The organism is Rickettsiella massiliensis 20B (assembly GCF_000257395.1).
Classification (GTDB): Bacteria; Pseudomonadota; Gammaproteobacteria; order Diplorickettsiales; family Diplorickettsiaceae; genus Diplorickettsia; species Diplorickettsia massiliensis.
The window spans coordinates 147,790-169,359 of the sequence record NZ_AJGC01000002.1 but is presented as its reverse complement, the minus strand read 5'-3'; the positions used below and the strand labels follow the sequence as shown (position 1 = coordinate 169,359).

Annotated in this window: 24 protein-coding genes and 3 pseudogenes; 14 read left to right on the top strand and 13 right to left on the bottom strand. The window is 39.5% G+C overall.

All coding sequences use genetic code 11. The features are described from left to right. Positions 1 to 168: 168 nt before the first annotated feature. The gene (locus S3O_RS0106495; protein WP_010598274.1) at positions 169 to 378 is read right to left on the bottom strand and encodes a putative periplasmic lipoprotein; all 210 of its coding nucleotides are present in this window, start codon (positions 376 to 378) and stop codon (positions 169 to 171) included. Between the two features lie 388 nt (positions 379 to 766). Here S3O_RS0106495 and S3O_RS11895 point away from each other — a divergent pair, with 388 nt between their 5' ends. Together S3O_RS11895 and S3O_RS0106485 are read left to right on the top strand one after the other, a co-directional pair. Further along, positions 767 to 1,285: an L-threonylcarbamoyladenylate synthase gene (locus S3O_RS11895; RefSeq protein WP_192805904.1), complete on the top strand. Its 519-nt coding sequence runs from the start codon at positions 767 to 769 to the stop codon at positions 1,283 to 1,285. Continuing rightward, complete coding sequence (locus S3O_RS0106485; RefSeq protein WP_010598272.1) at positions 1,276 to 1,653, top strand: hypothetical protein; 378 nt, start codon at positions 1,276 to 1,278, stop codon at positions 1,651 to 1,653. Before S3O_RS11895 ends, S3O_RS0106485 begins: the two co-directional genes overlap by 10 nt. Here S3O_RS0106485 and S3O_RS15610 read toward each other — a convergent pair. The 8 genes from S3O_RS15610 to S3O_RS0106440 all read right to left on the bottom strand — a co-directional run bounded on the left by S3O_RS15610 (position 1,635) and on the right by S3O_RS0106440 (position 6,485). Next, positions 1,635 to 2,099, bottom strand: a complete 465-nt coding sequence (locus S3O_RS15610; protein ID WP_010598271.1) for a hypothetical protein — start codon at positions 2,097 to 2,099, stop codon at positions 1,635 to 1,637. The genes S3O_RS0106485 and S3O_RS15610 overlap by 19 nt on opposite strands. A 239-nt stretch (positions 2,100 to 2,338) precedes the next feature. Next, a complete protein-coding gene (locus tag S3O_RS15605; protein ID WP_010598269.1) occupies positions 2,339 to 2,770 on the bottom strand; it encodes a hypothetical protein in 432 nt (143 codons plus the stop codon). A gap of 188 nt (positions 2,771 to 2,958) precedes the next feature. Next, on the bottom strand, positions 2,959 to 3,330 hold the full coding sequence (locus tag S3O_RS0106465) for a GtrA family protein (protein WP_033227406.1): 372 nt from the start codon (positions 3,328 to 3,330) through the stop codon (positions 2,959 to 2,961). Positions 3,331 to 3,371: 41 nt separating this feature from the next. Then, on the bottom strand, positions 3,372 to 3,893 hold the full coding sequence (locus S3O_RS0106460) for an MFS transporter (RefSeq protein ID WP_192805903.1): 522 nt from the start codon (positions 3,891 to 3,893) through the stop codon (positions 3,372 to 3,374). A gap of 26 nt (positions 3,894 to 3,919) precedes the next feature. Next, positions 3,920 to 4,570, bottom strand: a complete 651-nt coding sequence (locus tag S3O_RS0106455) for an MFS transporter (RefSeq protein WP_033227404.1) — start codon at positions 4,568 to 4,570, stop codon at positions 3,920 to 3,922. 2 nt (positions 4,571 to 4,572) lie between these two features. Continuing rightward, on the bottom strand, positions 4,573 to 5,349 hold the full coding sequence (locus S3O_RS0106450) for an IucA/IucC family C-terminal-domain containing protein (protein ID WP_029463691.1): 777 nt from the start codon (positions 5,347 to 5,349) through the stop codon (positions 4,573 to 4,575). Next, positions 5,342 to 5,941, bottom strand: a complete 600-nt coding sequence (locus S3O_RS0106445; protein WP_235776230.1) for an IucA/IucC family protein — start codon at positions 5,939 to 5,941, stop codon at positions 5,342 to 5,344. Before S3O_RS0106445 ends, S3O_RS0106450 begins: the two co-directional genes overlap by 8 nt. Continuing rightward, the gene (locus tag S3O_RS0106440; protein WP_010598263.1) at positions 5,931 to 6,485 is read right to left on the bottom strand and encodes a hypothetical protein; all 555 of its coding nucleotides are present in this window, start codon (positions 6,483 to 6,485) and stop codon (positions 5,931 to 5,933) included. The genes S3O_RS0106445 and S3O_RS0106440 overlap by 11 nt, the downstream gene beginning before the upstream one ends. Before the next feature lie 162 nt (positions 6,486 to 6,647). Here S3O_RS0106440 and S3O_RS0106435 point away from each other — a divergent pair, with 162 nt between their 5' ends. Together S3O_RS0106435 and S3O_RS19680 are read left to right on the top strand one after the other, a co-directional pair. After that, positions 6,648 to 7,103 carry a YdcF family protein gene (locus S3O_RS0106435; protein WP_010598262.1) on the top strand — a complete coding sequence of 152 codons (456 nt, stop codon included), beginning with the start codon at positions 6,648 to 6,650 and terminating at the stop codon, positions 7,101 to 7,103. A gap of 114 nt (positions 7,104 to 7,217) precedes the next feature. After that, positions 7,218 to 7,352: a hypothetical protein gene (locus S3O_RS19680; protein ID WP_010598261.1), complete on the top strand. Its 135-nt coding sequence runs from the start codon at positions 7,218 to 7,220 to the stop codon at positions 7,350 to 7,352. Positions 7,353 to 7,372: 20 nt separating this feature from the next. On the opposite strand, the pseudogene S3O_RS14145 reads toward S3O_RS19680, so the two are convergent. Further along, positions 7,373 to 8,145, bottom strand: a pseudogene (locus S3O_RS14145) (type III pantothenate kinase). A gap of 190 nt (positions 8,146 to 8,335) precedes the next feature. Here S3O_RS14145 and S3O_RS14140 point away from each other — a divergent pair. The 4 genes from S3O_RS14140 to S3O_RS11870 all read left to right on the top strand — a co-directional run bounded on the left by S3O_RS14140 (position 8,336) and on the right by S3O_RS11870 (position 11,722). Beyond that, entirely contained in the window at positions 8,336 to 9,034 is a 699-nt protein-coding gene (locus S3O_RS14140; RefSeq protein ID WP_192805902.1) for a pyridoxal phosphate-dependent aminotransferase, read from the top strand. Next, complete coding sequence (locus S3O_RS19675) at positions 8,979 to 9,305, top strand: aminotransferase class I/II-fold pyridoxal phosphate-dependent enzyme (RefSeq protein ID WP_192805901.1); 327 nt, start codon at positions 8,979 to 8,981, stop codon at positions 9,303 to 9,305. The genes S3O_RS14140 and S3O_RS19675 overlap by 56 nt, the downstream gene beginning before the upstream one ends. A 1,051-nt stretch (positions 9,306 to 10,356) precedes the next feature. After that, entirely contained in the window at positions 10,357 to 10,863 is a 507-nt protein-coding gene (locus tag S3O_RS0106420; protein WP_010598257.1) for a class I SAM-dependent methyltransferase, read from the top strand. A gap of 61 nt (positions 10,864 to 10,924) precedes the next feature. Then, positions 10,925 to 11,722 (top strand): class I SAM-dependent methyltransferase, encoded by a 798-nt coding sequence (locus tag S3O_RS11870; RefSeq protein ID WP_010598256.1) that lies wholly within the window; start codon positions 10,925 to 10,927, stop codon positions 11,720 to 11,722. A 160-nt stretch (positions 11,723 to 11,882) separates the two neighbouring features. On the opposite strand, the gene S3O_RS0106410 is transcribed toward S3O_RS11870, so the two are convergent. Together S3O_RS0106410 and S3O_RS0106405 are read right to left on the bottom strand one after the other, a co-directional pair. Beyond that, on the bottom strand, positions 11,883 to 12,695 hold the full coding sequence (locus S3O_RS0106410; protein ID WP_192805900.1) for a hypothetical protein: 813 nt from the start codon (positions 12,693 to 12,695) through the stop codon (positions 11,883 to 11,885). Beyond that, positions 12,664 to 14,373, bottom strand: a complete 1,710-nt coding sequence (locus S3O_RS0106405) for a hypothetical protein (RefSeq protein WP_010598254.1) — start codon at positions 14,371 to 14,373, stop codon at positions 12,664 to 12,666. The genes S3O_RS0106410 and S3O_RS0106405 overlap by 32 nt, the downstream gene beginning before the upstream one ends. Before the next feature lie 144 nt (positions 14,374 to 14,517). On the opposite strand from S3O_RS0106405, the gene S3O_RS19670 reads away from it, so the two are divergent. Continuing rightward, positions 14,518 to 15,015, top strand: coding sequence for a Dam family site-specific DNA-(adenine-N6)-methyltransferase (locus tag S3O_RS19670; RefSeq protein WP_010598253.1), 498 nt, complete (start codon positions 14,518 to 14,520; stop codon positions 15,013 to 15,015). Between the two features lie 44 nt (positions 15,016 to 15,059). Continuing rightward, complete coding sequence (locus S3O_RS19665; RefSeq protein WP_010598252.1) at positions 15,060 to 15,347, top strand: DNA adenine methylase; 288 nt, start codon at positions 15,060 to 15,062, stop codon at positions 15,345 to 15,347. 81 nt (positions 15,348 to 15,428) lie between these two features. Here S3O_RS19665 and S3O_RS11860 read toward each other — a convergent pair whose 3' ends face one another. Further along, complete coding sequence (locus S3O_RS11860) at positions 15,429 to 15,890, bottom strand: TlpA family protein disulfide reductase (RefSeq protein ID WP_010598251.1); 462 nt, start codon at positions 15,888 to 15,890, stop codon at positions 15,429 to 15,431. 271 nt (positions 15,891 to 16,161) lie between these two features. Here S3O_RS11860 and S3O_RS0106390 point away from each other — a divergent pair, with 271 nt between their 5' ends. From S3O_RS0106390 to uvrD, 4 genes and pseudogenes are all read left to right on the top strand, one after another. Further along, a complete protein-coding gene (locus S3O_RS0106390) occupies positions 16,162 to 16,896 on the top strand; it encodes an ABC transporter ATP-binding protein (protein WP_010598250.1) in 735 nt (244 codons plus the stop codon). Continuing rightward, positions 16,893 to 17,636 (top strand): ABC transporter permease, encoded by a 744-nt coding sequence (locus tag S3O_RS0106385; RefSeq protein WP_010598249.1) that lies wholly within the window; start codon positions 16,893 to 16,895, stop codon positions 17,634 to 17,636. Before S3O_RS0106390 ends, S3O_RS0106385 begins: the two co-directional genes overlap by 4 nt. A 61-nt stretch (positions 17,637 to 17,697) precedes the next feature. Continuing rightward, positions 17,698 to 18,614 (top strand): annotated as a pseudogene (locus S3O_RS14130) (ABC transporter substrate-binding protein). A 167-nt stretch (positions 18,615 to 18,781) separates the two neighbouring features. Then, a pseudogene (uvrD, locus tag S3O_RS14125) lies at positions 18,782 to 20,924 on the top strand (DNA helicase II). Positions 20,925 to 21,570 lie beyond the last annotated feature (646 nt).

The following is a 21,570-nucleotide window of genomic DNA, read 5'->3' as shown; positions in this document are numbered from 1 at the left end:
CTCAAGCAGAAAACGAAGATGTCCGCTAAAATTTTTTAGCGCGCCTAAAAAATTTAACATTTAAATGATATGTAATTATCTACAAGTAGACACGATTTCTTAATTAATATTATCTACTCGTAGTCTTATATATTTTGCTCTCTAACCTGGTCAACCATTCTTTTACGCTTACTCTTTGGCTCGCATCACATCAGCCACAGCAGACAACGGCGCTAATTGCGTTTCAACATATTTTCGTTGGTTATAACCAGCAATCACTTGGTTACGTTGTTGCGAACTCAATTGATCCCACTGGTCTTGAGGGATACCAAAAACAAGCGGAGGACCACATGCTACTAAGAGAAAAGGAACAATTAAGAAGAAAAATAATTTTTTCATAGCGCTCGGCTGATTCTTTAAAAAAATAGAGTAGATTCTCTATACTATCAGATAATAGTATTATTAAGTTAACCCAATTAAAAAAATTTGTTATTTTTTTATTACGCAAACATAGTGAGATAGTATCGTCTTTAATAAAAAAATCAAGTCTTTAAATTTACCTTATTTCACTCGGTCAATTCGCTTGTTCGTCTAGCCCTTATTTGGTAACAAATCAAACCTACCTATCAATTCATCCACCTCGTCTAACGAGTATTCTTAAAACCTTTTAAGAAGCCCCCTACCTTTCTAAATCATTAACACCACGGGTTAAATCTTTGTGCCGACATTTCCGTAAAACACGGAGCAGGTGCTTGCCCCCCTGTTTTTTTTATGGTATAGCCATAAAATGAAGCAGAATGACAATAAATCCACCCTCCTTTCGGTCGCCACATTAAATGATGCGGTTTCTCGGCTACGCCGTGGTGAACTACTGGCCTTTCCCACCGAAACCGTTTATGCCTTAGCCGGTGACGCACGAAATAAAGCCGCTATCGAGAAAATTTACCAACTCAAACAGCGTCCTTTACAACAACCGCTTAGTGTTTTATTACCTCATCCGGCCAATCTAGAAAACTGGGTGGAAGCGGCTCCAACGCTTGCAGAGCCATTAATCCGTCATTTTTGGCCAGGTCCCTTAACCCTGATCTTTCACAAGCATTCCTCTGTTCTGCCTACCTTAACCGGAGGAAGTCTTAAAGTGGGACTGCGTGTCCCCGATCAGCCGCTTGCTCAACAATTATTACAGGCTTTTGGCAATGGCCTCGCCGCGCCGTCTGCCAATCGTTCAACACAACTGAGCCCGACACAAGCTCTTCACGTTCGTAACGAATTTGGGAATGAATTATCCCATCAATATTGCGTCTAGGTGCTATTTCACAAACCGCATTACAACAGGTACTTGGAATGACGGTTCACTTAGCAGATACCGCTTCTTCCAAAAAAAAGGCTCGGCTAAGCTGCGTTCCAAGTCTGCAACTCAAACAACAGATTGAGCAATGGCTTAGCCAATCACAACCGATCGTCGTTATCGCCCGTTGTGCACCGATTTGTACGCATTCCTCTTTACACTGGATCACCATGCCCCAGCAAGCTGAACCTTATGCGCAGTGCTTTTACGATAAACTACATACAGCTAACGTGATCACTGGCGCAAAGATTTTAATCGAAGAGGTCCCCTATACTGAAGAATGGTCTGGTCTTCGTGCAATGTTAAATCAATGGAAAACGGATTGAAAAATTACGCATATGATGAAGATTTTTTTAAATAACTCATGAACGTAATAACGATTAATAACAATAAAGCAGCGATTCCATTGTGCATAATGGCAACCCATTGTGGTAAAAAACCAAACAATATTCGCGACTCCCAATAGTATTTGCAGAGTCAACATACTTAAAAATAATCCTGCCAAACAATGCAATACGAACGCGCCGGCGATCGCGCGTAAATCTTCTTGCGTTAAATAACGTAAACTATTACTATTTACTTCCGCGATGCCCCCCACCTGACCGGCACCTCCTAAAAGTTTTCCTTGTTTAAACACCGCGACAATATCGTCAAGCGAAGCCGCTTTCAAACCCGTGGCTGAGATATTCGGAGCGTAATAACCATCAATAAAGCCACCTGTCAGATAATACTTCTCTTTTCTGCACCCAATAAATTCAGCGGCGTGTGACACATGCCACAGTGCCCTAACCCTTGTACTAAATAAGCACCGCACTGCCAGAGTTTGATTTATTCAGAAGCTTCTTTTAATTTTTGAGGATGAAAAAAAAGAAGTCGCCAGCGGAGCTGTAAAAATCGCCAATTAAAAGGCCAAAACATTTCATTGGGTCGATTTATCTTATGTACCGGTGGCAAACTGCAAAAGATACGCTTTAATTGCGAGCAAATCGTCTTGCTTGATTTTATTAAAGTTCACAAACGGAAACACAGGGAAATAATAAGAACCATCCGGGGCAATACCCTGCTGCATCGCACGAATAAAGTCGTGATCAGACCATGTTCTAATCCCTGTTTCCTTATCGGCTGTAATATTCGAAGAATAGAGACTTCCAAAGGGAGTATAAAACTCAAGTCCGCCAGAAAACGCGGGGCCATGATGTTTCGTATCGGTGTGACAGGCAATACAATTACCGGCACGCGTTTAACATATTCACCGCGTATAATTTGCTGATTTTGTCTATTATCTTGCGTAGAACGTGGCGCTGGATAAATAATATTTTTATCATTTACGCTTTTAGATTTTTCCGGAGTTTGAGCCGCCGCTAATGAAATCAGTAAATAATAAAGTGCAGCGGTAAAAGAATAGACCGCAATGCGCTGTATTTCCTTGTGTAAGCCACCCATCCTCTTGAGACTCCATTAACATTCTTTAGTGCAACAAAATCGATCTAAAAAAGATAACGTTATCATGCCATATTATTATTTTTCTTTTAAGTCTTTTCTTTGTTCGATAAAGAAGCGAAAAAACTTTTGGTTATAAAATCAATAAGTTAAACCTTATCTAATTTTTTTACTCAGTAAGTGCACGGCTGTTATTTAAACGTCCAATATCGATGTAAAGTAAAATTCCAAACAAGAATAAAAGAGGAGCTGATTAGTTGACTCATCACATAATTAACATGATGCAATAAAAAATGCATCAGCAATATATTCAAAATTAAACCAAAACAAGAATTGATTGAAAATCGCAACAAGGCTTGACGATGCGGGACCTGGCTTTTGAAAGCAAAATAATGATTGAGTGAATAATTTAGCACCGCACCCACTAAGTAACCAAAAGTAGACGCCCAAACAGGGTTAAGCGCAAAACATTCAACCAATCCAATCAATATTGAAAACTGTAGCCCAGCTGAAAGCGCGCCGACGATAAAAAAACGAGTAAATTGCTGTACAAGTCTACGCATCATGCCATCCAAAAATAAAAAGAATTACGTTCCCGTTCAATTTAAGAGTAAGACCGAATTGGGTGGGTTCGCTGGAAAAATCCTGTTAAACTAGCAAGCAAAAAATAAAAACAACCGATGACCATAAAACTTGAAAAGAAATTACCCATACTCTGGATGAGTGTACCGGCCACAATACCAAGCAAATTACCCAATTTCAATGCGGTATTGCCTAAGCCCAGCGATCGAGAGTGAGATTGTCTTGCCGTTTCTTTGAGTAACAAGCTAAACAGGGTAATCAAAATTAAACCTAAACTCACTCCCCAAAATGCTCCAAAAATAAATAGGGCACTGGATTGCGTGGTTAGAGCCAAGCCCCATTGAGTGAATCCTGCAATCAACAAGGCAAACATCAGCCATTTTCTTAAATCAGAAAAGACATAATGGTGTCTATCAATTTTTTTTCCAAACAATACGCTGGTTAAAGACATCGTCAAAGCAATCGCTGCATAAGTGTAACCTAAAATTAAATTGCTGGCTCGTAACTGCTTTACGACATACAACGCAAAAAAGGGAGCAGACATCCAGCGCGCCATTTGTGTTCCACAAATTAAAAAAGTAACAACCTTTGTCGCGTATCCTGTTGTAATCGTGGCTTTTGCAATACATCCTTCTCGATGCTTTTTTGCAAAGGTAAATGTTCTGTTAGAAACTGTGCTAACACGCAGGTAATCAAGAAACAGAGGGCGCCGGCAACTAAAAAAATCATCGTATAATCGAGATAATGCATAACAAAACCACCGATGATTGGACCGACAATACTGCCGAGAGCCGTGGCGGCTTGCAAATGACTCATAATCTGGGCATGTGTATTGGTCGGTGTGGTCGCTAACGCCCAGGCTTGCGCAACGACGCTAAATCCGGCCAACGCACCTTGTAACAATCGTATCCCTAAAGCAGAAACGGGATCGTGTAAAAAAAATAAAGCGCCTTGAGTCGCGGCCAACGTGATACTGGCACGTAAAATCATTTTTTTATACCCAAAACGTTGGCCTATTTTCGTCCAAAATAATGTCGTACAAACGGTAGTGAGTAAAGGCGCGATGTAAATAGCGCCACTCCAATATTGAAGGACTCGAGCACTAACGTGTTGCTGAGCCGATAAAATGAGTGGCCAATACGGTGTACTCATATCCAGCGCTAAAATAATTATAAACTGCGAAAAAACAAGCAAGCAGGCTTGCTGTGATCCACAAAGCATTTTCAAGAAGCGCATAAAGATGCAAAAGGATTCGCAATAGAATTAAAAAGAATTCCTTCAGGAATATTTTTATTTAAACGCATCCGCAATAACGCCTTTAGAGGCCAATATGACACTAAATATGACACTAAAATAGCGTTATATTCAGCCTTCCAAAGTGACTCATCGAATTGATTTTTTAAGCACATTAACGTTTGTAAAGTCACTTTTTTAATAATTTGCCAAAAGGCATCCTCGGCACAGCCAAAATGATCGGTGATTAACAAAATTATCTCCCCTAAATGCAGTTGATAAACACTGTACAAGAGGTTATTACGCACCAATGCACGATCAGATTTAATTTGTGGTGAATTCTCAGCAATATCTAGATCAAAGCCACGTGAGTTTAAGGTTTGTGGATGAATGCATATTCCTTCTAAATCTCGAGCAATAAAGCGTGTGAGCTTCCCTTTTTGAAAAACAGCAAATGTGTTTTGTTGATGACCTTCTAAGGCAACCCCATAAAGCAAATAAAGATTCAGATATCCACCTAACACGAGGTCAACATAGTGATGAAAATAACTCAATGCCTCTTGGTAAGTGGTATAGCCCGCTAACTGCATCAGTTCAATGAAAAGATTGTTTTTTCGATCAATACCCTGCTCGAAAAAAGAAGCGGTAACCACCGCTACTTGTCCTGGCTGTAAAGAAATCGCAATATTTTCTCGAAAAATAGCTGAAAAATTCTGCGATTTATTCTCCTGAAATGCCGGCAAATGTAAACCATATAATTCAGGCAAAACACTTAAACGTCCTGAAAAACAATTTTTCTTTTTCAAGAATTGCCTGTAAAGTAAGACTTATTTTAGGAACATTAAGCGTTGAAACAGCAGAGAGTGTTCTAAAAGCGCTCGTTGCCTGAACCGCAACCAGCAATTTGATATACGCTGGATTATTTTCGTTTTTTGGAAGGAGCGTTCTAAATGAAAGTGTCGGACTAGAAGTCACTTTCACATCCTCGAGGAAGACAATCGTTTTTGCCTTAATGTATCGTGAAAGCAGATTAGGTTCAATAAAAGTAAAATAATAAACTTGCCAAGGATGAACAGGAAAAGGGACATACTCTTCTATTTTAAGCTTTTTTTTTGTTAATGATTCTTGCCAAGCTAACCAAGCACAGGGATAAGAAGAAGCAAACCAATGATTAAAATCAACCCCTCCTTTCATTGATTCAATATGTGTATATCTTTTTTTGACGGCGACAATATAAATATCAATATCGGATTGAAATTCAGCAGAATAGTGCAGTACATCTTCAATGGTAAATCCAAGTTTCGTTTTTGCACAAGGATGATACGGATGACCATTAAAAACAGATTGTTCAAACTGCAGGGTATAATGAGCAATATTTTTTAGGTGGATTTAAAAATTGATGGCTAGGAGAATAAGCATTTACTGTTTTATTTAAGGAAATATCATATTTACGCCATAAAGCAAAGATTGAATTTTGTAAATGACTTGCAAATTCAGCATGAAAATTTTGCCATTCTTGTACTTTTATTATGCCTTTTAATTCGATCTTAATAATATCGAACAACTGTAAAGGATTAGTAATAATCTGCTGAGCTTCATTATGGTTATGTACTAAATAAAGGTGCTCAAAATGAATAACACGTAACAATGTCGCTAACTTTGCATTTTGTAAAAAAAGTATTGCGCCAAAACGTAGAAGGAAAAAGAATAAATCGCCTTCATCATAATAATAAGACAGGAGCTTTTCTCGCAAAATCGCAATTAATAACTTTCGTATTGCAATTTTATTCACTTCAATCAAGCAATCATTAATCGATAAACGTTTATTTTGTAGGCTAATACAGTTATTAATTATTTGTTTATTTTTTGCAAATCGCCTGTCTCTACTAATTCTAACATTCACGCTTCCTTTTGTTAGCTTTTTAAGATTTAAAATAATTCAGATATTATTCATGGTTTTACTTTTGAGTCAAGAATTGCTAAATTTAATTACCCATTCCAAGAATGACTGAAATATTGATCAACCGCTTACAACTAATTTAGATAAAAATTTAAACGATCGTTTATGACCGCTCCACTCTTACTTTTATTGGCTATGTTAAGTTTTGCGTTTCTTTTTTTTAAAAGAAGAAAGTGGGCTATTTTTACCGGGTTATTAGCATTTTCTTTTTTTATTTTTGTAGGCTGTGGATTTGCTCCTAACCTATTGTTCAATTATTTACAAAAAACACCCGAAGTCAAAAATATTGACTGGAAAAAAGAAAATACACTGATCGTATTTGGGGCGGGGATCAGTCAAGATGCACGCACTCAAACTACAAGACCTGGAATTCTTGCCTTTTCGCGTTTGACGATGACCACGGTATTGTATCGCGCCTGTAAAAAAAACAAGCATGAATGTCATGTTCTACTCAGTGGCGGCGACCCATTCCATAAAGGACAAACCGAAGCCGCGGTTTATCGAAAACAACTTATCGCTCTTGGGGTCAAGTCAAGAGGATATTCAATTAGAAACCAATAGTTCCTGTTACAGACAACTGGGCCAAATCAAAAACAAGTATTTATCAGCTCAGGATTCGCCTTAAAACGTGCGCTTTCTTATCTTGCCTATTTTAATATATATCCGCAACCGGTTGTGGCCGACTTCATTACTATCCGTATTTCAGCCTGGCCCTCTGCTTATAATCTAGTGATGACGGATCTCGCGTTGCATGAACTCATTGGACTATGGCGATTTAAAATCTATAATCTATTTGGATGGAATAAATAAGTTAATTCCATCCAAATAGATTAACGATTTAATTTAAATGCAGCTCGTAAACCTAATAAGACCAGATCAGGAATCAGTGTGTCGAAAATCGCTTTTCCATCATACAATTGAGCAAACCCTCCGGTACCAATAATCTTTACGGATTTACCCGAAAACACTTCTTGTTTTAAACCACTAATAATTTCTTTGAGCGCGCCTAAGTGGCTATAATAAAGACCACTTTGAATACTTTCGCGAGTATTTTGTCCAACATAGCCCACCGGCACTTCAATATTTACCGCCATCAACTTGGCCGTATTATTTTTTAACGCCTCCATACAAAGTCGCATACCGGGTAAAATTGGCCCGCCAATGTAATCACTTTTTTCAGTCATCGCACAAAACGTCGTCGCTGTTCCCATATCGACAATAATCAGTGATCTGTTGGGGAAAAGGCTCGCTGCACCGATAGCATTCGCAATCCGATCTGCGCCGATTTCATTTGGATTCTTACAAGAAATATTCAGTCCGGTTTTAATCTCTGGCTGTAAGAAAAAATAGGATGCTTGATTAAAATATTGGGTAAAACAATGTCTGAGTGTGTAATCATAATGTGGAACGACTGAAGAAAGTGCAATCGCTTCCACAGTTTCTTGATCCAGGTGATGAAACTTGAGAATATTCACTAAAAAGATTCCCAGCTGATCCGCCGTTCCTAACAAAGCGGTTGCATAGCGAAAACGTAAAATCAGTTTTTCGTCTGAAAACACGCCCCCAAAAGATGGGTATTGCCCACGTCAATACATAACAACATAAAAAACCTTTATAGAAGGACTCTTTTTCGTCATAATACCATGATCACGCCACTACATCGGTAAAAATGAACTGCTTCTCCTAAAAATGAGCGCTGTTAGTTTAACTTCGTCTAAAATAGATCAGAAAATAACGTATTATAAATAAAAAGCGGCTATCACCATAATTATATGTCTGAATTAAGGTTGGACTTGAATGAAAATCCACTCGGCCCGAGTCCAGCGGCTCTCGAAGCTGCCCGTCGTGCCATCGCTTTTTGTCATCGTTATCCCGATCAACAAGAACAAGCTTTAAAACGATGTTTAGCCCACCACCTAAATGTCTCTCCTGAACATATTACTTTAGGTAACGGATCGGATGATTTACTCACTCAGATTGTTTCTATTTATCTACAGAAAAAAAACTCTGCTCTTTTAGCGCAGCATAGCTTTCTTGGTTTACAAAAAATTCTAGAAAACGCCCCGGGTCAACTCAAAAGAGTCACGCTATCGTTTGCAAACATGGCGATTGAACCCTTCCTCGCAGCGATTGATGCAACCACTCGTCTGCTTTTTATCGTTAATCCCAATAATCCAACCGGTCACTATTTTAATACCCAACAACTGGAATCGTTATTACAACAAGTTCCACCGACCGTATTAGTTATTATCGATGAAGCCTATGCGGAATACGCCACGGCTGCTGACTACCCGCATACTTTTTGCTGGATGAATCGTTATCCGAATTTAATCGTCAGCCGCACATTTTCTAAATTTTATGGTTTGGCTGGATTACGTTTAGGCTACACAATTAGCCAACCCGCTATCGCACATCGTTTACAACAAAATCGTTTACTTGAACTCAATTGCCTTGAGCGCGGCCCAAGCCGCATTACACGATACAGCGCATAGTGAAGCGACACAAATCAATCATCAAACGAGCCTTAGCCATTTACAACAAGGATTACAGAAATTAACTCTCACCACTTATCCAACACAAACTAATTTTGTCTGTGTCGATCTAAAAAAAGCAAGTTTGCCTCTTTGCCAACAACTTTATAAACGAGGGATTCGCGTTCGCTCGCTTGATGATCACGGAATGCCAAATCATCTCCGTATTTCAGTGGGCTTACCAAGACAAATCTCTTATTTTCTAGAAGTTTTACAACAGATTCTTATTTAAACTCTATTTATATAACGCCTATAAAGTTTAATGTATTATTAAACACCTAAAACAGCCAAGATTATTGAACATTTTAAATTTTTATTAATCGCCCCGACTAAAGCATCGATTCATAGTCAATACGCTTAGACCTTGTTTATTCAGAATTCGATCATGTCTCTTAGTTTTTTATTCCAAATAAACCACGTCTCAATAGAAAAAATCGCGAAGTTGCGCGCGCGTAACCCGTATAAATAAAGCCATCTAAATTATTAAAAATAGCTCAAAGTCTTTGTGGTAATTTAAATAGATTAAATAAGCGTTCCAAAAAAGAATACGGTATAACACCCGCGATCAATAAAAAATAGTCAAAGCTAACCAAACAAGATTAGGGCCATAATGGTAAGCCCAGCTCACATCATACCACATCGGTAATTTATTGGAGAAAAATCCATAATAAGTTGAATAATGGCTGAAGGAAGGCAAAGAAGATTTGTTATAGAGATAAGGAACGATAAAGCAATACACATTGCAAAAACAGCTAACCAATGCTGAAAAAGATGGGTATTAAATCACGCCGATACTTGTCAAGTAGTTAGCAAAATAAAGCTAAGGAATGGTAAGCAATAAAGGTAATCCAATATTATGTATATTAAATAAACCATGCGGTCCCCATACCGCGTGTGTATTTTCTGGAGAAGGATTCGCATGATAAAGAGCCAATCCTGCTATAAATATTTTTCGAATGTCTGATCACGGATGAGACCTTGTGTCATCACTAAATAATGTGGCTCATTGCCCGTAATCGGGTAAAAATTCCTTTTATTCCAGATAAAGAGTGTTATCAAACGCTAAAATAAGATAAATCAAAACTAGGCGCGATACAGTGTAAGACTTTATAGACTTATTTCCTTGTCTTCTAAATAAATGAACCACACAAATTAAAGGACTTCCTCTCTTTCTCGGCCAGGTATCTTATGTCCATTTTTTGCTTTAAACTGTAGCACTAACTTTTATTGAGTTTCATCTTTTTATCCGTGAAGCGATTACCAATCCTTTAGGGATCGGGGCCTTGGTACCGAGCTCTAAACGACTAGCACATACCATCGCCCAACAAATCACACATTATCCTTTTCAGCAAGAATCGGGGCTCATTGTCGAATTAGGTGCGGGAACCGGCGCAATTACAGCGGCACTCGCTCAACAGAAAAATAGCCAGCAAGAACTGATCATTATTGAAAAATCGGTCAAAATGGCTCATCACCTGAAACAGCGCTTTCCAACGCTCACCACGATTCAAGGTGACGCGCAGGTATTACAACAACTACTCAGTCCCTACCAAACCCCTGTACAAGTGATTATCTCGAGTTTACCTTTGCGCTCCCTACAAAAAACTATCGTGCAACGTATTGGAACTGAAGTTGAAAATCTCCTCAAAACGGGAGGTCTTTTTGTCCAATATACGTATAGCCTGTGGGGCAAACCAACGGTACTTTCCGAACATCTAAAGCTGGTTAACCAATACTGGGTTTGGCAAAATCTTCCTCCGGCACGAATTGATGTCTATCATTATCAATAGTTTTGCGAATAAAGTGATGTCTGAACATAGCGCTTGATTCAAATTATCTTTTTTATAGCTTATGGTAAAATATACCCTACAAAATACAGACACTGTTAATCCGCCTACTTTTGCCGTAAGCTTTTCAGAAAATACCTTACAAGATCGTGCAAAAAATTTAGCGGAACAACTCGTCCTACCTCTTATCTCTGTAACAGAAGCCTGTCATTTTACCTTTGTTTTATTATTGACCGAGAATGGTTTACATTTACAAATGCCGCAACATCCAGAAATGAAGGATTTAAAAGTCGATTTTTTAACAGGTGAAATGGGCTATCGTCTGCGCCACCTTAAAAATCAAACTCAATTACTCGCCAAAGCCATCAAATTAACCCCTCCAAACACCACTGTCCTGGATTTAACCGCTGGGTTAGGGCACGATGGTTATGTGTTAGCACGACTCGGTTACAACGTAACGTTATTAGAACGTTCCCCGATTGTTGCTGCACTGCTGCGCGACGGTCTAAAACGTGCGGCAACCGTTCAATCCAATACCCACGTTACTTTAATAGAAGAGGATGCACACACTTATTTAATAGCTATAAAAGAAGGGGGATTAAAACCAAACGTTATTTACATTGACCCAATGTATCCGACCCATCATAAAAAAGCGCTGGTCAAAAAAGAGATGCGTATTCTTCGCCAAATCGTAGGGGCCGATACCGATGCGGAAACACTGTTACCGTTGGCCATCGCGTGTGCTCAACAACGTGTAGTGGTTAAGCGGCCACGCTGGGCGGATCCATTCGCCAAACAAGCGCCGCATCACTGTCTCTTCGGAAAACAACATCGCTTGGATATTTATTTAAAAATAAACTAAGAAATTCATTATTTCTACATTCACTTCAGCTGTCATCTTCACAAAATGTGCTCGAATAACGCGATTAAACCGTTGCAAGTGGTATATCAAGGTTCGTCGATTCGCTCTGGATAGGGCTCATCCCTTCATCTCTACCTGATTCTATGTAAAAAATATTACATTACACAATTGACGACCTCAATACACAATTGACGGCCTCAATATTCTGTTGGATTCCTTTTTCTGTTTTTTGACAACTATAAAAACCTCCTCTAATCATTGGCTGAAATGATTTATGTAATAATTGATCACTATCCCCATTTTCTTTTATAGTTACAGTTTGACCCAATTCATCTAACTCTTCAGGTAAATCAGGGTAAAGAGTTTCTACTGGAGGAATATTAGGCTGGTCTAACGTTGAGGCAATCTCTTGTGTAACAACTTTATTTGTCGATGTAGACAAATCAGCCCTTGTTTCTTGGGCAAGGTTTTGTTTCTCTAAGTCAACTACAACTTCCTTCTCAGAGTCTAAAGGCTTTGTATCAGCCCAAGAATTCTGCCTCTGCACAGGTGTTTTTTCTTTAGATTGTTCATCAAGCAAACGATAGTTTTTCCAAACATCCCAGGCACCGTAAAGTAAACCACCCACCACAAGAAGACCAACTACTGCAATTCCAATATATGCCGCGGGAAACCATGCAAGCGCTACACCCATTGCTAATAACTTCAAGAAAAGAATACCGCTTCCCGTCGCAGTTAAGAAAATGAAGGCCAATTTAACTTTTAACCAGAATGAACCCTTGCTTTGTTCCGGTTGTTGCTCAGGATTCAATTTAATTGATTTTAACTGATCAAACTTAAGAACAAGCAACTCGTTTAATTTTTCTATTTTTTCTTGGGGGATACCCGCTTCTTTTTCAATAAAGCTTCTAAAAGACTCCTTAAATTTCTCAACTATTTGGTCACTTTGTTCTAAACTGAGGAAAAGGTACACTTTCATTGCGCTCGTTTTGGAGCTTTATTTTGAGCGCCTCTTGCAAATCAGTGGAACTATTTTTTAATACTGAAGTACATTGCGCCTCAAGATCGTCATAAAATTTATTGATGACCCTATCGTATTGTTCCACTTTTTCATTATGGAATTTTTCTCGCAAACGATCGATATCACGTCGAGTTGCTTTACAATAATTAACAGCCTTATAAATACCGTAGCCAATGGCTATAAAAAGCACTGCTGTCGTTAATATCGCGGATACAAAGGGATTGATTAATACGGCTATACCAAAAAAATACGAGGCCACCCAGCCTGCCATGGTTGTAGAGAACCATAAAATGAAAAAAGGCGCTAAACTACCACGAACAAAACCTTCTAAGATCGAATCAACATAGATCCAAGTTTCCTTACGTTCGAGCATTTGTGCTCTTACAGATTTTAATTCTAAGAGTTGATTTAATTTCGCGATTTCTTGATCTAAAGTCAAAGATTCTAATTCTTCAGAACGCCATTGCGCTCTAATTAATTCGTCCTTTATCTCTTCGTCGGATTTTTTACGAGCATTTAAACGTCTAAAGTAGTTATATAATTTTGATGTCCAAGTTGCAACAAGATAAATACTGGCTACCGTTACGGCGATAGGGGAGGAAGCGGTCGCACAAAGTGCCAAGAAGTAACCTATCCAAAAAACAAAACTCGCAGTAGCAATATCTCGGATGAGGTGATCCTCAATAAAACCACCCACCACCCTCATCCATCCTCGATGAACTTGCTTATTTAACTCAGTAATTTCACGCTCTTTTATATCACAAAGCGCTTGAATATATGCCAGCCTATTACACGCAGCTTTACTTTCCTGATCCTTACTTTTTTGTGTTTCTTTATTTAATCGAGGTAACTCTCTTTCAGAAAATGATAATGATTCTGTTCTTAATTGATATTGGTAATCATTCTTATATTTGTCTAATTGACTTTTTGCCTCCTCAATCTTTCGTCTTAATGTCTGGCGTTCATCTTCACTATTTTCGGCTTGTGCCTTATTAAATGCTTTCCCTAATTTTTCATCAAAGGCTTTTTCTGTCATTGTAACGTTAGGGTTACCATTCTTAACGTCAACAAACCAAATACCTGGCTCTCGTTGATTACGGAACGTAACTATCTTATTAAGAAGTTCAAAACGCAAATCACCTAACGATAATTGTTTAAGTGCTGCTCTCGCCTCTTCAAACCCATTTTTCCCAAAAAAATATCCCTTTAAAAACCGAAACTTCCGAATGAGCCAATGCACTGAGTCGTTATAGTAGTAGGCAACGCCATACAGATGGAGATGTTTTTTTCTTTCGCCTTCGTCATATAGCTTGTCGTATATGTGGGTAAACAGATATTGATCACTTTCCTTTTCCCTTGCGCGCACTTGCTCATATTTATTAAATAAATAATTAATAACAACAATTGGGATAATAAGTAAGAATGTCTTAGAAAAAGGACTTTCATGCGGATGATTTTTGCTAGGAAAAGGATTTCCATACGGATGATCCTCATTAGGGGTAAAATGATACTTAGAAATATCCCAAAAAGAGATGATATTATTTAAGATCGTTGCTAGCCAGCTATCAATTGGGACGACAACATTAGTGATAACCCAATCATACCAAGGCGTATAATCATTTGTTGGCATAAAAACACCTTAAAGCTTATTTAAAAGCAAGCTTTTTCCCATTATATCCGATTTTCAGGCTCTTTTTATTAAAAAAAGCTTAACACTACGGGCTAATTAATTTATAATAAGATAGACAAAAAAAGATAGGCTTACCGCGGAAGGATGAAATCTTTTATAAAGTGGACAGGAAGTAAATACCGGATTATCGAAAAAATAAAACCTTATTTTCCTGCCGCTCATCGGTTAATCGAGCCTTTTGTCGACTCCGCTGCGGTATTCCTCAATACCACCTATGCTTCCTACCTTCTGGCCGATACCAATCACGATTTAATTCACTTATATCAATATCTAAAAAAAGACGGGCGGATCTTTATTAATTATTGCCGATCTTTTTTTAGGCCTGAATTTAATGATCCAGAAGCGTTTTACCATTTGCGTTCGGTTTTCAATAACAGCAATAACTCACGAAAAAGAGCGGCATTGTTGCTTTATCTCAATAAACATTGTTTTAATGGCCTGGCACGTTTAATCAAAAAGGACAATTTAATACGCCTTTTAGCCCTTACAAACAACCTTATTTCCCTGAAAAAGAAATGCTTTTCTTTTATCAAAAAGCACAGTACGTCACCTTGCTACACGCCGATTTTCATGAGACATTAAACTAAGTTCGTTCTGCAGACGTCGTTTATTGTGATCCGCCCTATGTGAGTCTCTCAAAAACCGCTAATTTTAATGGTTATACAGCCCAGGGATTTAGTCCGCGACAACAAATTCAGTTGGCTAATATCGCAAAACAACTTGCTGAACAAGGTATCCCTGTTGTGATTTCAAACCATGATACCGAATTTACCCGCCACATTTATCAGGATGCGTTATTACTTAATTTCTTCGTGCAAAGAAATATTAGCGGAAAAAACACAGGCCGAAAAAAAGTAGCTGAAATTCTAGCCATTTTTAACAAATCTTTAGCAAGCAAACATATGGCCGACTAGTGAAGCAGGCTTGAAATCACTTTACATATCAGGCAAAGCATTTCTGCTTGGCTAACTGATCAATACTTAAGATCAATGAGGTTATAAACCCATTGCGCGCTCTAAACTTTGTTTGGTTTGTGAGCCCGTTAAAAGTCGTTTAAACCGTCCATCTGGACCAATTAAAATCGCAGCAGGCAAACCATTAATATGTACCCGCACCGGTAAATAAGGCCGTGGATCATAAGCCAGAGTCGGGAACATCGCGCCACTTTGCCGAATGTGTTCAGGCAATGCGTCGGCAGAACCATCTTGGTAATTGACGCCGAACATAACGACTTGATCGCGATGTGCTCGATAAAAAGCATTGAGATGCGGAATTTCATTCATACAGTAACCACACCACGTCGCCCAATAACTGATGAGTACCCAGTGACCACGGTATTTCGCTAACGAAATAGGTTCACGGATGATCCGATGCTCGGGAAACGAAGCCGCTTGCGCGAGCAAAGAAAAAGAAACAAGGATACTGATCCCTAGTAATAAACGAAGTGCTTTTAACATAAAATCCCCAATGTAAGCGATTCAATCGATTCACGCGCGTTTTTTAGGATAGCTTATTTCCAAATAAAAAACACAACGAGCGCAGAGATAAACACCTTCTCTAATTCTACGCTGTCTTCAGAGTTTTTGCATACTTTTTGATAAAAAAGTTGCTTCTCACCGTTACCTTGTTAAGATATTATATAAAATAATAAATTTAATTCAAAAATAAAAAATTAAAGGGCCCGTTCTTCATCGGACTTAAGGTTAGACTCGCGCAGGAAAAGAGGTTATGTCAGCGCCCGCTATTTTTATAAAAAAAGCTTGCTTATCCCGGCAAGGTCAATGGCTGTTCCGCCAACTGAATTTTGACTTACCCGCGGGCGACACCACCTGTCTACTGGGGCCAAGCGGTGTCGGCAAAACCAGCTTACTGCGCTTGATAGCCGGATTAAACCCCGACGTGGATGCTACGCTGCAAACGAGCGATGGTCTTTCTTTATCTGGACGAATGGCTTATATGACACAAGCCCATTCGCTTTTGCCCTGGCTAACTGTGCTCAACAATGTATTACTCGGTTACCGCTTGCGTCGTGCAAAAAATCTTCCGCTCAGCCGTGCATACACTTTACTTGAACAATTCGGTTTAAAAAACGCTTTACAAAAAAAGCCCGCTCAACTCTCTGGCGGAATGCAACAACGCGTCGCTTTAGCGCGTGTTCTATTAGAGGATCGTTCGGTACTGCTGATGGATGAGCCCTTTTCTGCGCTCGATACGATTACCCGTTTTCAACTCCACGAAATAGCAGCGGATGCATTACGAGGTCGAACCGTACTTTTAGTCACGCATGATCCATTAGAAGCGTTGCGTTTAGGGCACCATATTGCGATTATGTCGGGACATCCCGCACAGATCGAGCACCTTAAATTGCCTTTTACCACCGATCCACCGCGTCCTTATGATCAAGGAAACCTCCTTCAACAGCAAAGTACACTCTTAACACGACTTCGTGAGCGTGCACAATGAATGGTTTTCTCCGTAGCTTAACAGTCATGCTGGTTCTAATCGGTTTATGGCAAGGGCTTATTCTACTCTTTCATCCCGCCCCTTATTTATTCCCCGCACCGTGGGACGTATTCAAAACACTGCTCACTCAATCTGCATTAATTGGACAGCAGCTTCTCCCCACACTTATTGAAATCGTCACTGGGCTCGTATTAGGTGTTGCTTTAGGAATGGGGTTAGCCCTTATTCTGTGTCACTCCAAAACATTGTATACCTTTGTTTTTCCACTTTTGTTAATTAGCCAAGCGTTACCTATTTTTGCGATAGCGCCTTTACTGGTTGTCTGGCTGGGTTATGGATTGCAAGCCAAAATCTTCACAACGATGCTGATGTTATTTTTCCCGGTGGCAAATAACTTATTAACGGGACTAAAAGAAACACCGGCTGAATATTTAGATATGGCCAAGCTGATGAACGCTTCAGAACGACAACAACTCTGGCAAATTCGATTTCCAGCTTCTTTGCCGAAGCTCGCCGCGGGTATTCGTTTAGCGACTACTTTTGCACCCCTGGGCGCAATTATCAGTGAATGGGTAGGCAGCAGCCAGGGTTTAGGATTTTTATTGCTGAGTGCGAATGCGCAGATGAAAATTGATTTGATGTTTACTGTGCTTTTTGTTTTGGTCTGTTTGAGTCTCACACTTTATTTTTTGGTGAATAAGCTTTTGTTATTTTTTTTAACCTGGCCATTCGAAAAATAAATTAAATTATCGAATATTACCTCTTTTTTTGATCCGCTAACTCAGTCATTCTAATCATTTTATGGTTAAATCTATTATGCAAAAAATAAGTTCACTTTTTTTTATTTTATTTATTCTACTCTACGCACCGGCAAGTCTTTCCCAAAAAAAATCACTCACCCTGATGCTAGAATGGCTTGCTAATCCGGATCATGCCGTTCTGTTTATTGCCAAAGAGAAAGGTTTCTTTGCAAAAGAAGGGCTAAATGTAAAAATTATTGCCCCGCTGATCCCGATGATGGCGTTAAACTCGTCGCCGCCGGGCATGCGGATTTAGCCGTGACCTATCAACCGCAGTTTGTCCGGCAAACCGCGCAGGGCCTACCCTTAGCGCGAATAGCGACGCTCATTGATAGACCGCTAAATTGCTTAATTGTTCGAAAAAACGAAGGTATTCAACAATTGGCTGATCTAAAAGGAAAGACCATCGGCTACAGTTCACAAAGCGAGGGAACGTTGGCTTTAAGTCAACTGTTAGCAAGTGCCGGCTTGAAACTAAGTGATGTCCATCTCATTAATGTGCAATATAATCTCGTGCAAGGTTTACTCACTCGCCGTTTGGATGCGGTCATTAATGCCATGCGCAATGTCGAGCCGCTGGAATTAGAAGCATTGGGTCAACCGGTCACGGTGTTCCCGATTGAACCCGCTATGCCGGCCTATGACGAATTAATTTTAGTTGTCCATCAATCCACACTTCACGCGGCATACTGGCCTCACCTCCTAAAAGCCCTGCAAGCCGCTACCCACTATGTGCTTGAGCACCCTGAGCAAAGCTGGCGTATCTTTGCTCGCCATCATCCCACATTGAACAATGATCTCAACCATAAAATTTGGTATGCCACCTTGCCTTATCTTGCTAAACATCCCGCCACTTGGGATAAAAAACGAGAGGAAACCTTTACGCAGTTTTTAAAAGAACATGGCCAACTAACCTAATTAATAGCGATCATCCTAGGTTGTGAAGTATTACACTCTCTTCCTCAGCGCTTCGCACTCTAAAAAAATACTTCTTTCAACTTATAAAGGAAAAAGAATTATGTTGATCAGATTACCTGATAGATTTTGCAAAAATATCCATGCATCCTGTTGAAAATTTGGTTACAATGCCTCCCATGCCGGATCATCCTTTACTTCAAACTCTCAACGACGCACAAAAAAACGTCGTCCAAGCACCACTTGGACACTTGCTCATTTTAGCCGGAGCAGGAAGTGGTAAAACACGGGTATTAGTACACCGTATCGCTTGGCTGATTGACGTTGAATCCATTCCTCCACAACAAATTCTGGCGGTAACGTTTACCAACAAGGCCGCAGCAGAAATGCGCCATCGTTTGGAAACATTGGTCGAATTACCGATAAAAACGATGTGGGTCGGAACGTTTCATGGGATTGCACACCGCTTACTCCGTCATCACTGGGAAGCAGCGGGCTTACCACAGGCGTTTCAAATTATTGATAGTGATGATCAACATCGAATTATCAAGCGCTTACTCAATCAACTCAATCTGGATGAAAGGCAGTGGGCGCCGAAAAAAGTACAATGGTATATCAATCAACAAAAAGATGAAGGGCTGCGTCCGCATCAAATTCACGCGACGGCAGATCCTTATACCAAAACCTTAATTCGTGTTTATCAAGCCTATGAAGAAACCTGTGCGCGCAACGGCGTTATTGATTTTGCAGAAATTATTTTGCGTAGCTATGAATTATTACTCAAAAATCCAGAACTGTTAGCGCACTATCAAAATCGTTTTCAACATATCTTAGTAGATGAGTTTCAAGATACAAATACGATTCAATATGCTTGGCTAAAATTACTCGTTGCTCAGCAGAATTATCTAATGATTGTGGGCGATGATGATCAATCGATTTACGGTTGGCGGGGAGCTAAGGTTGAGAATATTCAACGTTTTGTCCAAGACTTTCCGCAAAATCAAGTGATTCGTCTTGAACAAAATTACCGTTCAACCGGGACGATTTTAGCCGCTGCCAATGCGCTGATTGCCCATAATGACGGTCGTTTGGGTAAAAAATTATGGGTGCTTTTAATGATTTAGATGAAGCGCGTTTTATTGTTGAACAAATCAAGCAAGGACTCAATAAAGGACTGGCTTATCGCGATATGGCCATTTTATATCGTTCTAATGCACAGTCACGCGTGCTTGAAGAAGCGTTAATTCGCGCACAAATTCCATATCGTATTTATGGTGGATTGCGCTTCTTTGAACGTGCTGAAATTAAAGATGCCTTAGCTTATTTGCGCTTAATTGCTAATCGCAAAGATGATCCAGCCTTTGAACGCATCGTCAATACCCCAACGCGTGGTATTGGTTGACGCTACACACTCTCCGTCAAAATGCACGCACACGTGGTGTTTCTTTATGGGAAGCGGCGGAACATCTTCTTGAAAATCCGATTTTTGCGGCACGTGCTGCCAACGCATTACGGGCCTTTTTAGAGTTGGTCGAAAAAATGGATGCCGATACCCAAGCTCTGGGTTTGGCTGAGTTAACCGAACAAGTACTTTATAGCAGTGGTTTATTTGCTTATTTTAAAAAGGAAAAAGGTGAACGTGGCCAAGCACGGATTGAAAACTTAGAAGAACTGGTCCATGCGACCCGCCAGTTTGTACCCGAAGAAGATACGGCTTCCCCCCTATCGGCCTTTTTAGTGCACGTTGCACTCGAAGCTGGGGAACAACACCAAAATACCGAATCGACGCAATGTGTACAATTAATGACTTTACATTCGGCGAAAGGTTTAGAATTTCCCTGGGTTTTTCTCTGTGGCTTAGAAGAAGGTTTATTTCCACATCATATGTCGCATGATGAACCAGGACGTCTAGAAGAAGAACGTCGTTTGTGTTACGTGGGGATGACCCGCGCGATGCAAAAACTTTACTTGAGTTACGCAGAAGTCCGTCGCTTACATGGGACTGAAAGCCATCATCGACCCTCACGTTTTATCAGTGAAATCCCAAAAAATTTATTTGCCGATCTTCGCTTACGCACACAAAATACACGTCCTATTTCCACACAACCGTTAAAACCGAGTACGCAAAAATCCACCACGATTGGTGATACCGGATTACGCTTGGGACAACGTGTCGCCCATCCTGCCTTTGGCGAAGGTGTGATTGTCGATGCAGATGGACAAGGCAGCCACGCGCGAATTCAAGTCAAGTTTACGCGTGTAGGGACAAAATGGTTAGTCGCCAGTTTTGCTAAACTAAGCGCCTTAAATTAATCAATAAAAATTATTTTTTAACGGCGCGCCTGTCAACATGTTTCAACCCTTGCACAATGAGGCCTGAAAGTTTCTTCGGTGCAACTATTTTCTAAGCACAGATTAAAGTTACAATCATAGTAATCAGGCGTGGGCACTCTTTGATAAGCTCTTTTCAATTCGCCAGTTTTACGTACATCCTTTTCCTTTTTTCACAACTAAATACGATACGTTTCATTGGTTATCTTATTTAACTCGTTCTATTACTGAATTACCTACATAGTTTTTAATATAAATTTCTTTCAACTCTTGATCAAGTTACTTTAATTTTTGCATTGACTCAGGAATGGATCTACATAAGTTAGCATTTTAATAATTATTTAATTTTATCCTGTTATTTTATATCTAAAAATACATGTCATTAACGTTTTAATATAAGAATAACTAATGAAACATCCTAATATTGACTCTATATTAGAAATCCTTCAGAAAATAAACTTGCAAGCATAGAAAACATAAAATGGATTACAAATCACCCTGACTCGGAGATGTTGATCACGACACTCGATAAACTCAATAAGGTCAACCTTTTAAATAACGAATACATAAATTTTATCAAACAACTGAATACTTTAAATAAAAGTATCGGTTTTAGAAAGTGAAAAGC

Bases quoted from the DNA above. Each gene is read 5' to 3' on its own strand.
- S3O_RS0106495 (WP_010598274.1), bottom strand. From the start codon at position 378: ATGAAAAAATTATTTTTCTTCTTAATTGTTCCTTTTCTCTTAGTAGCA.
- S3O_RS11895 (WP_192805904.1), top strand. From the start codon at position 767: ATGAAGCAGAATGACAATAAATCCACCCTCCTTTCGGTCGCCACATTA.
- S3O_RS15605 (WP_010598269.1), bottom strand. From the start codon at position 2,770: ATGGGTGGCTTACACAAGGAAATACAGCGCATTGCGGTCTATTCTTTT.
- S3O_RS0106465 (WP_033227406.1), bottom strand. From the start codon at position 3,330: ATGCGTAGACTTGTACAGCAATTTACTCGTTTTTTTATCGTCGGCGCG.
- S3O_RS0106460 (WP_192805903.1), bottom strand. From the start codon at position 3,893: ATGTCTGCTCCCTTTTTTGCGTTGTATGTCGTAAAGCAGTTACGAGCC.
- S3O_RS0106455 (WP_033227404.1), bottom strand. From the start codon at position 4,570: ATGCTTTGTGGATCACAGCAAGCCTGCTTGCTTGTTTTTTCGCAGTTT.
- S3O_RS0106435 (WP_010598262.1), top strand. From the start codon at position 6,648: ATGACCGCTCCACTCTTACTTTTATTGGCTATGTTAAGTTTTGCGTTT.
- S3O_RS11870 (WP_010598256.1), top strand. From the start codon at position 10,925: ATGGTAAAATATACCCTACAAAATACAGACACTGTTAATCCGCCTACT.
- S3O_RS0106405 (WP_010598254.1), bottom strand. From the start codon at position 14,373: ATGCCAACAAATGATTATACGCCTTGGTATGATTGGGTTATCACTAAT.
- S3O_RS19670 (WP_010598253.1), top strand. From the start codon at position 14,518: ATGAAATCTTTTATAAAGTGGACAGGAAGTAAATACCGGATTATCGAA.
- S3O_RS11860 (WP_010598251.1), bottom strand. From the start codon at position 15,890: ATGTTAAAAGCACTTCGTTTATTACTAGGGATCAGTATCCTTGTTTCT.
- S3O_RS0106390 (WP_010598250.1), top strand. From the start codon at position 16,162: ATGTCAGCGCCCGCTATTTTTATAAAAAAAGCTTGCTTATCCCGGCAA.
- S3O_RS0106385 (WP_010598249.1), top strand. From the start codon at position 16,893: ATGAATGGTTTTCTCCGTAGCTTAACAGTCATGCTGGTTCTAATCGGT.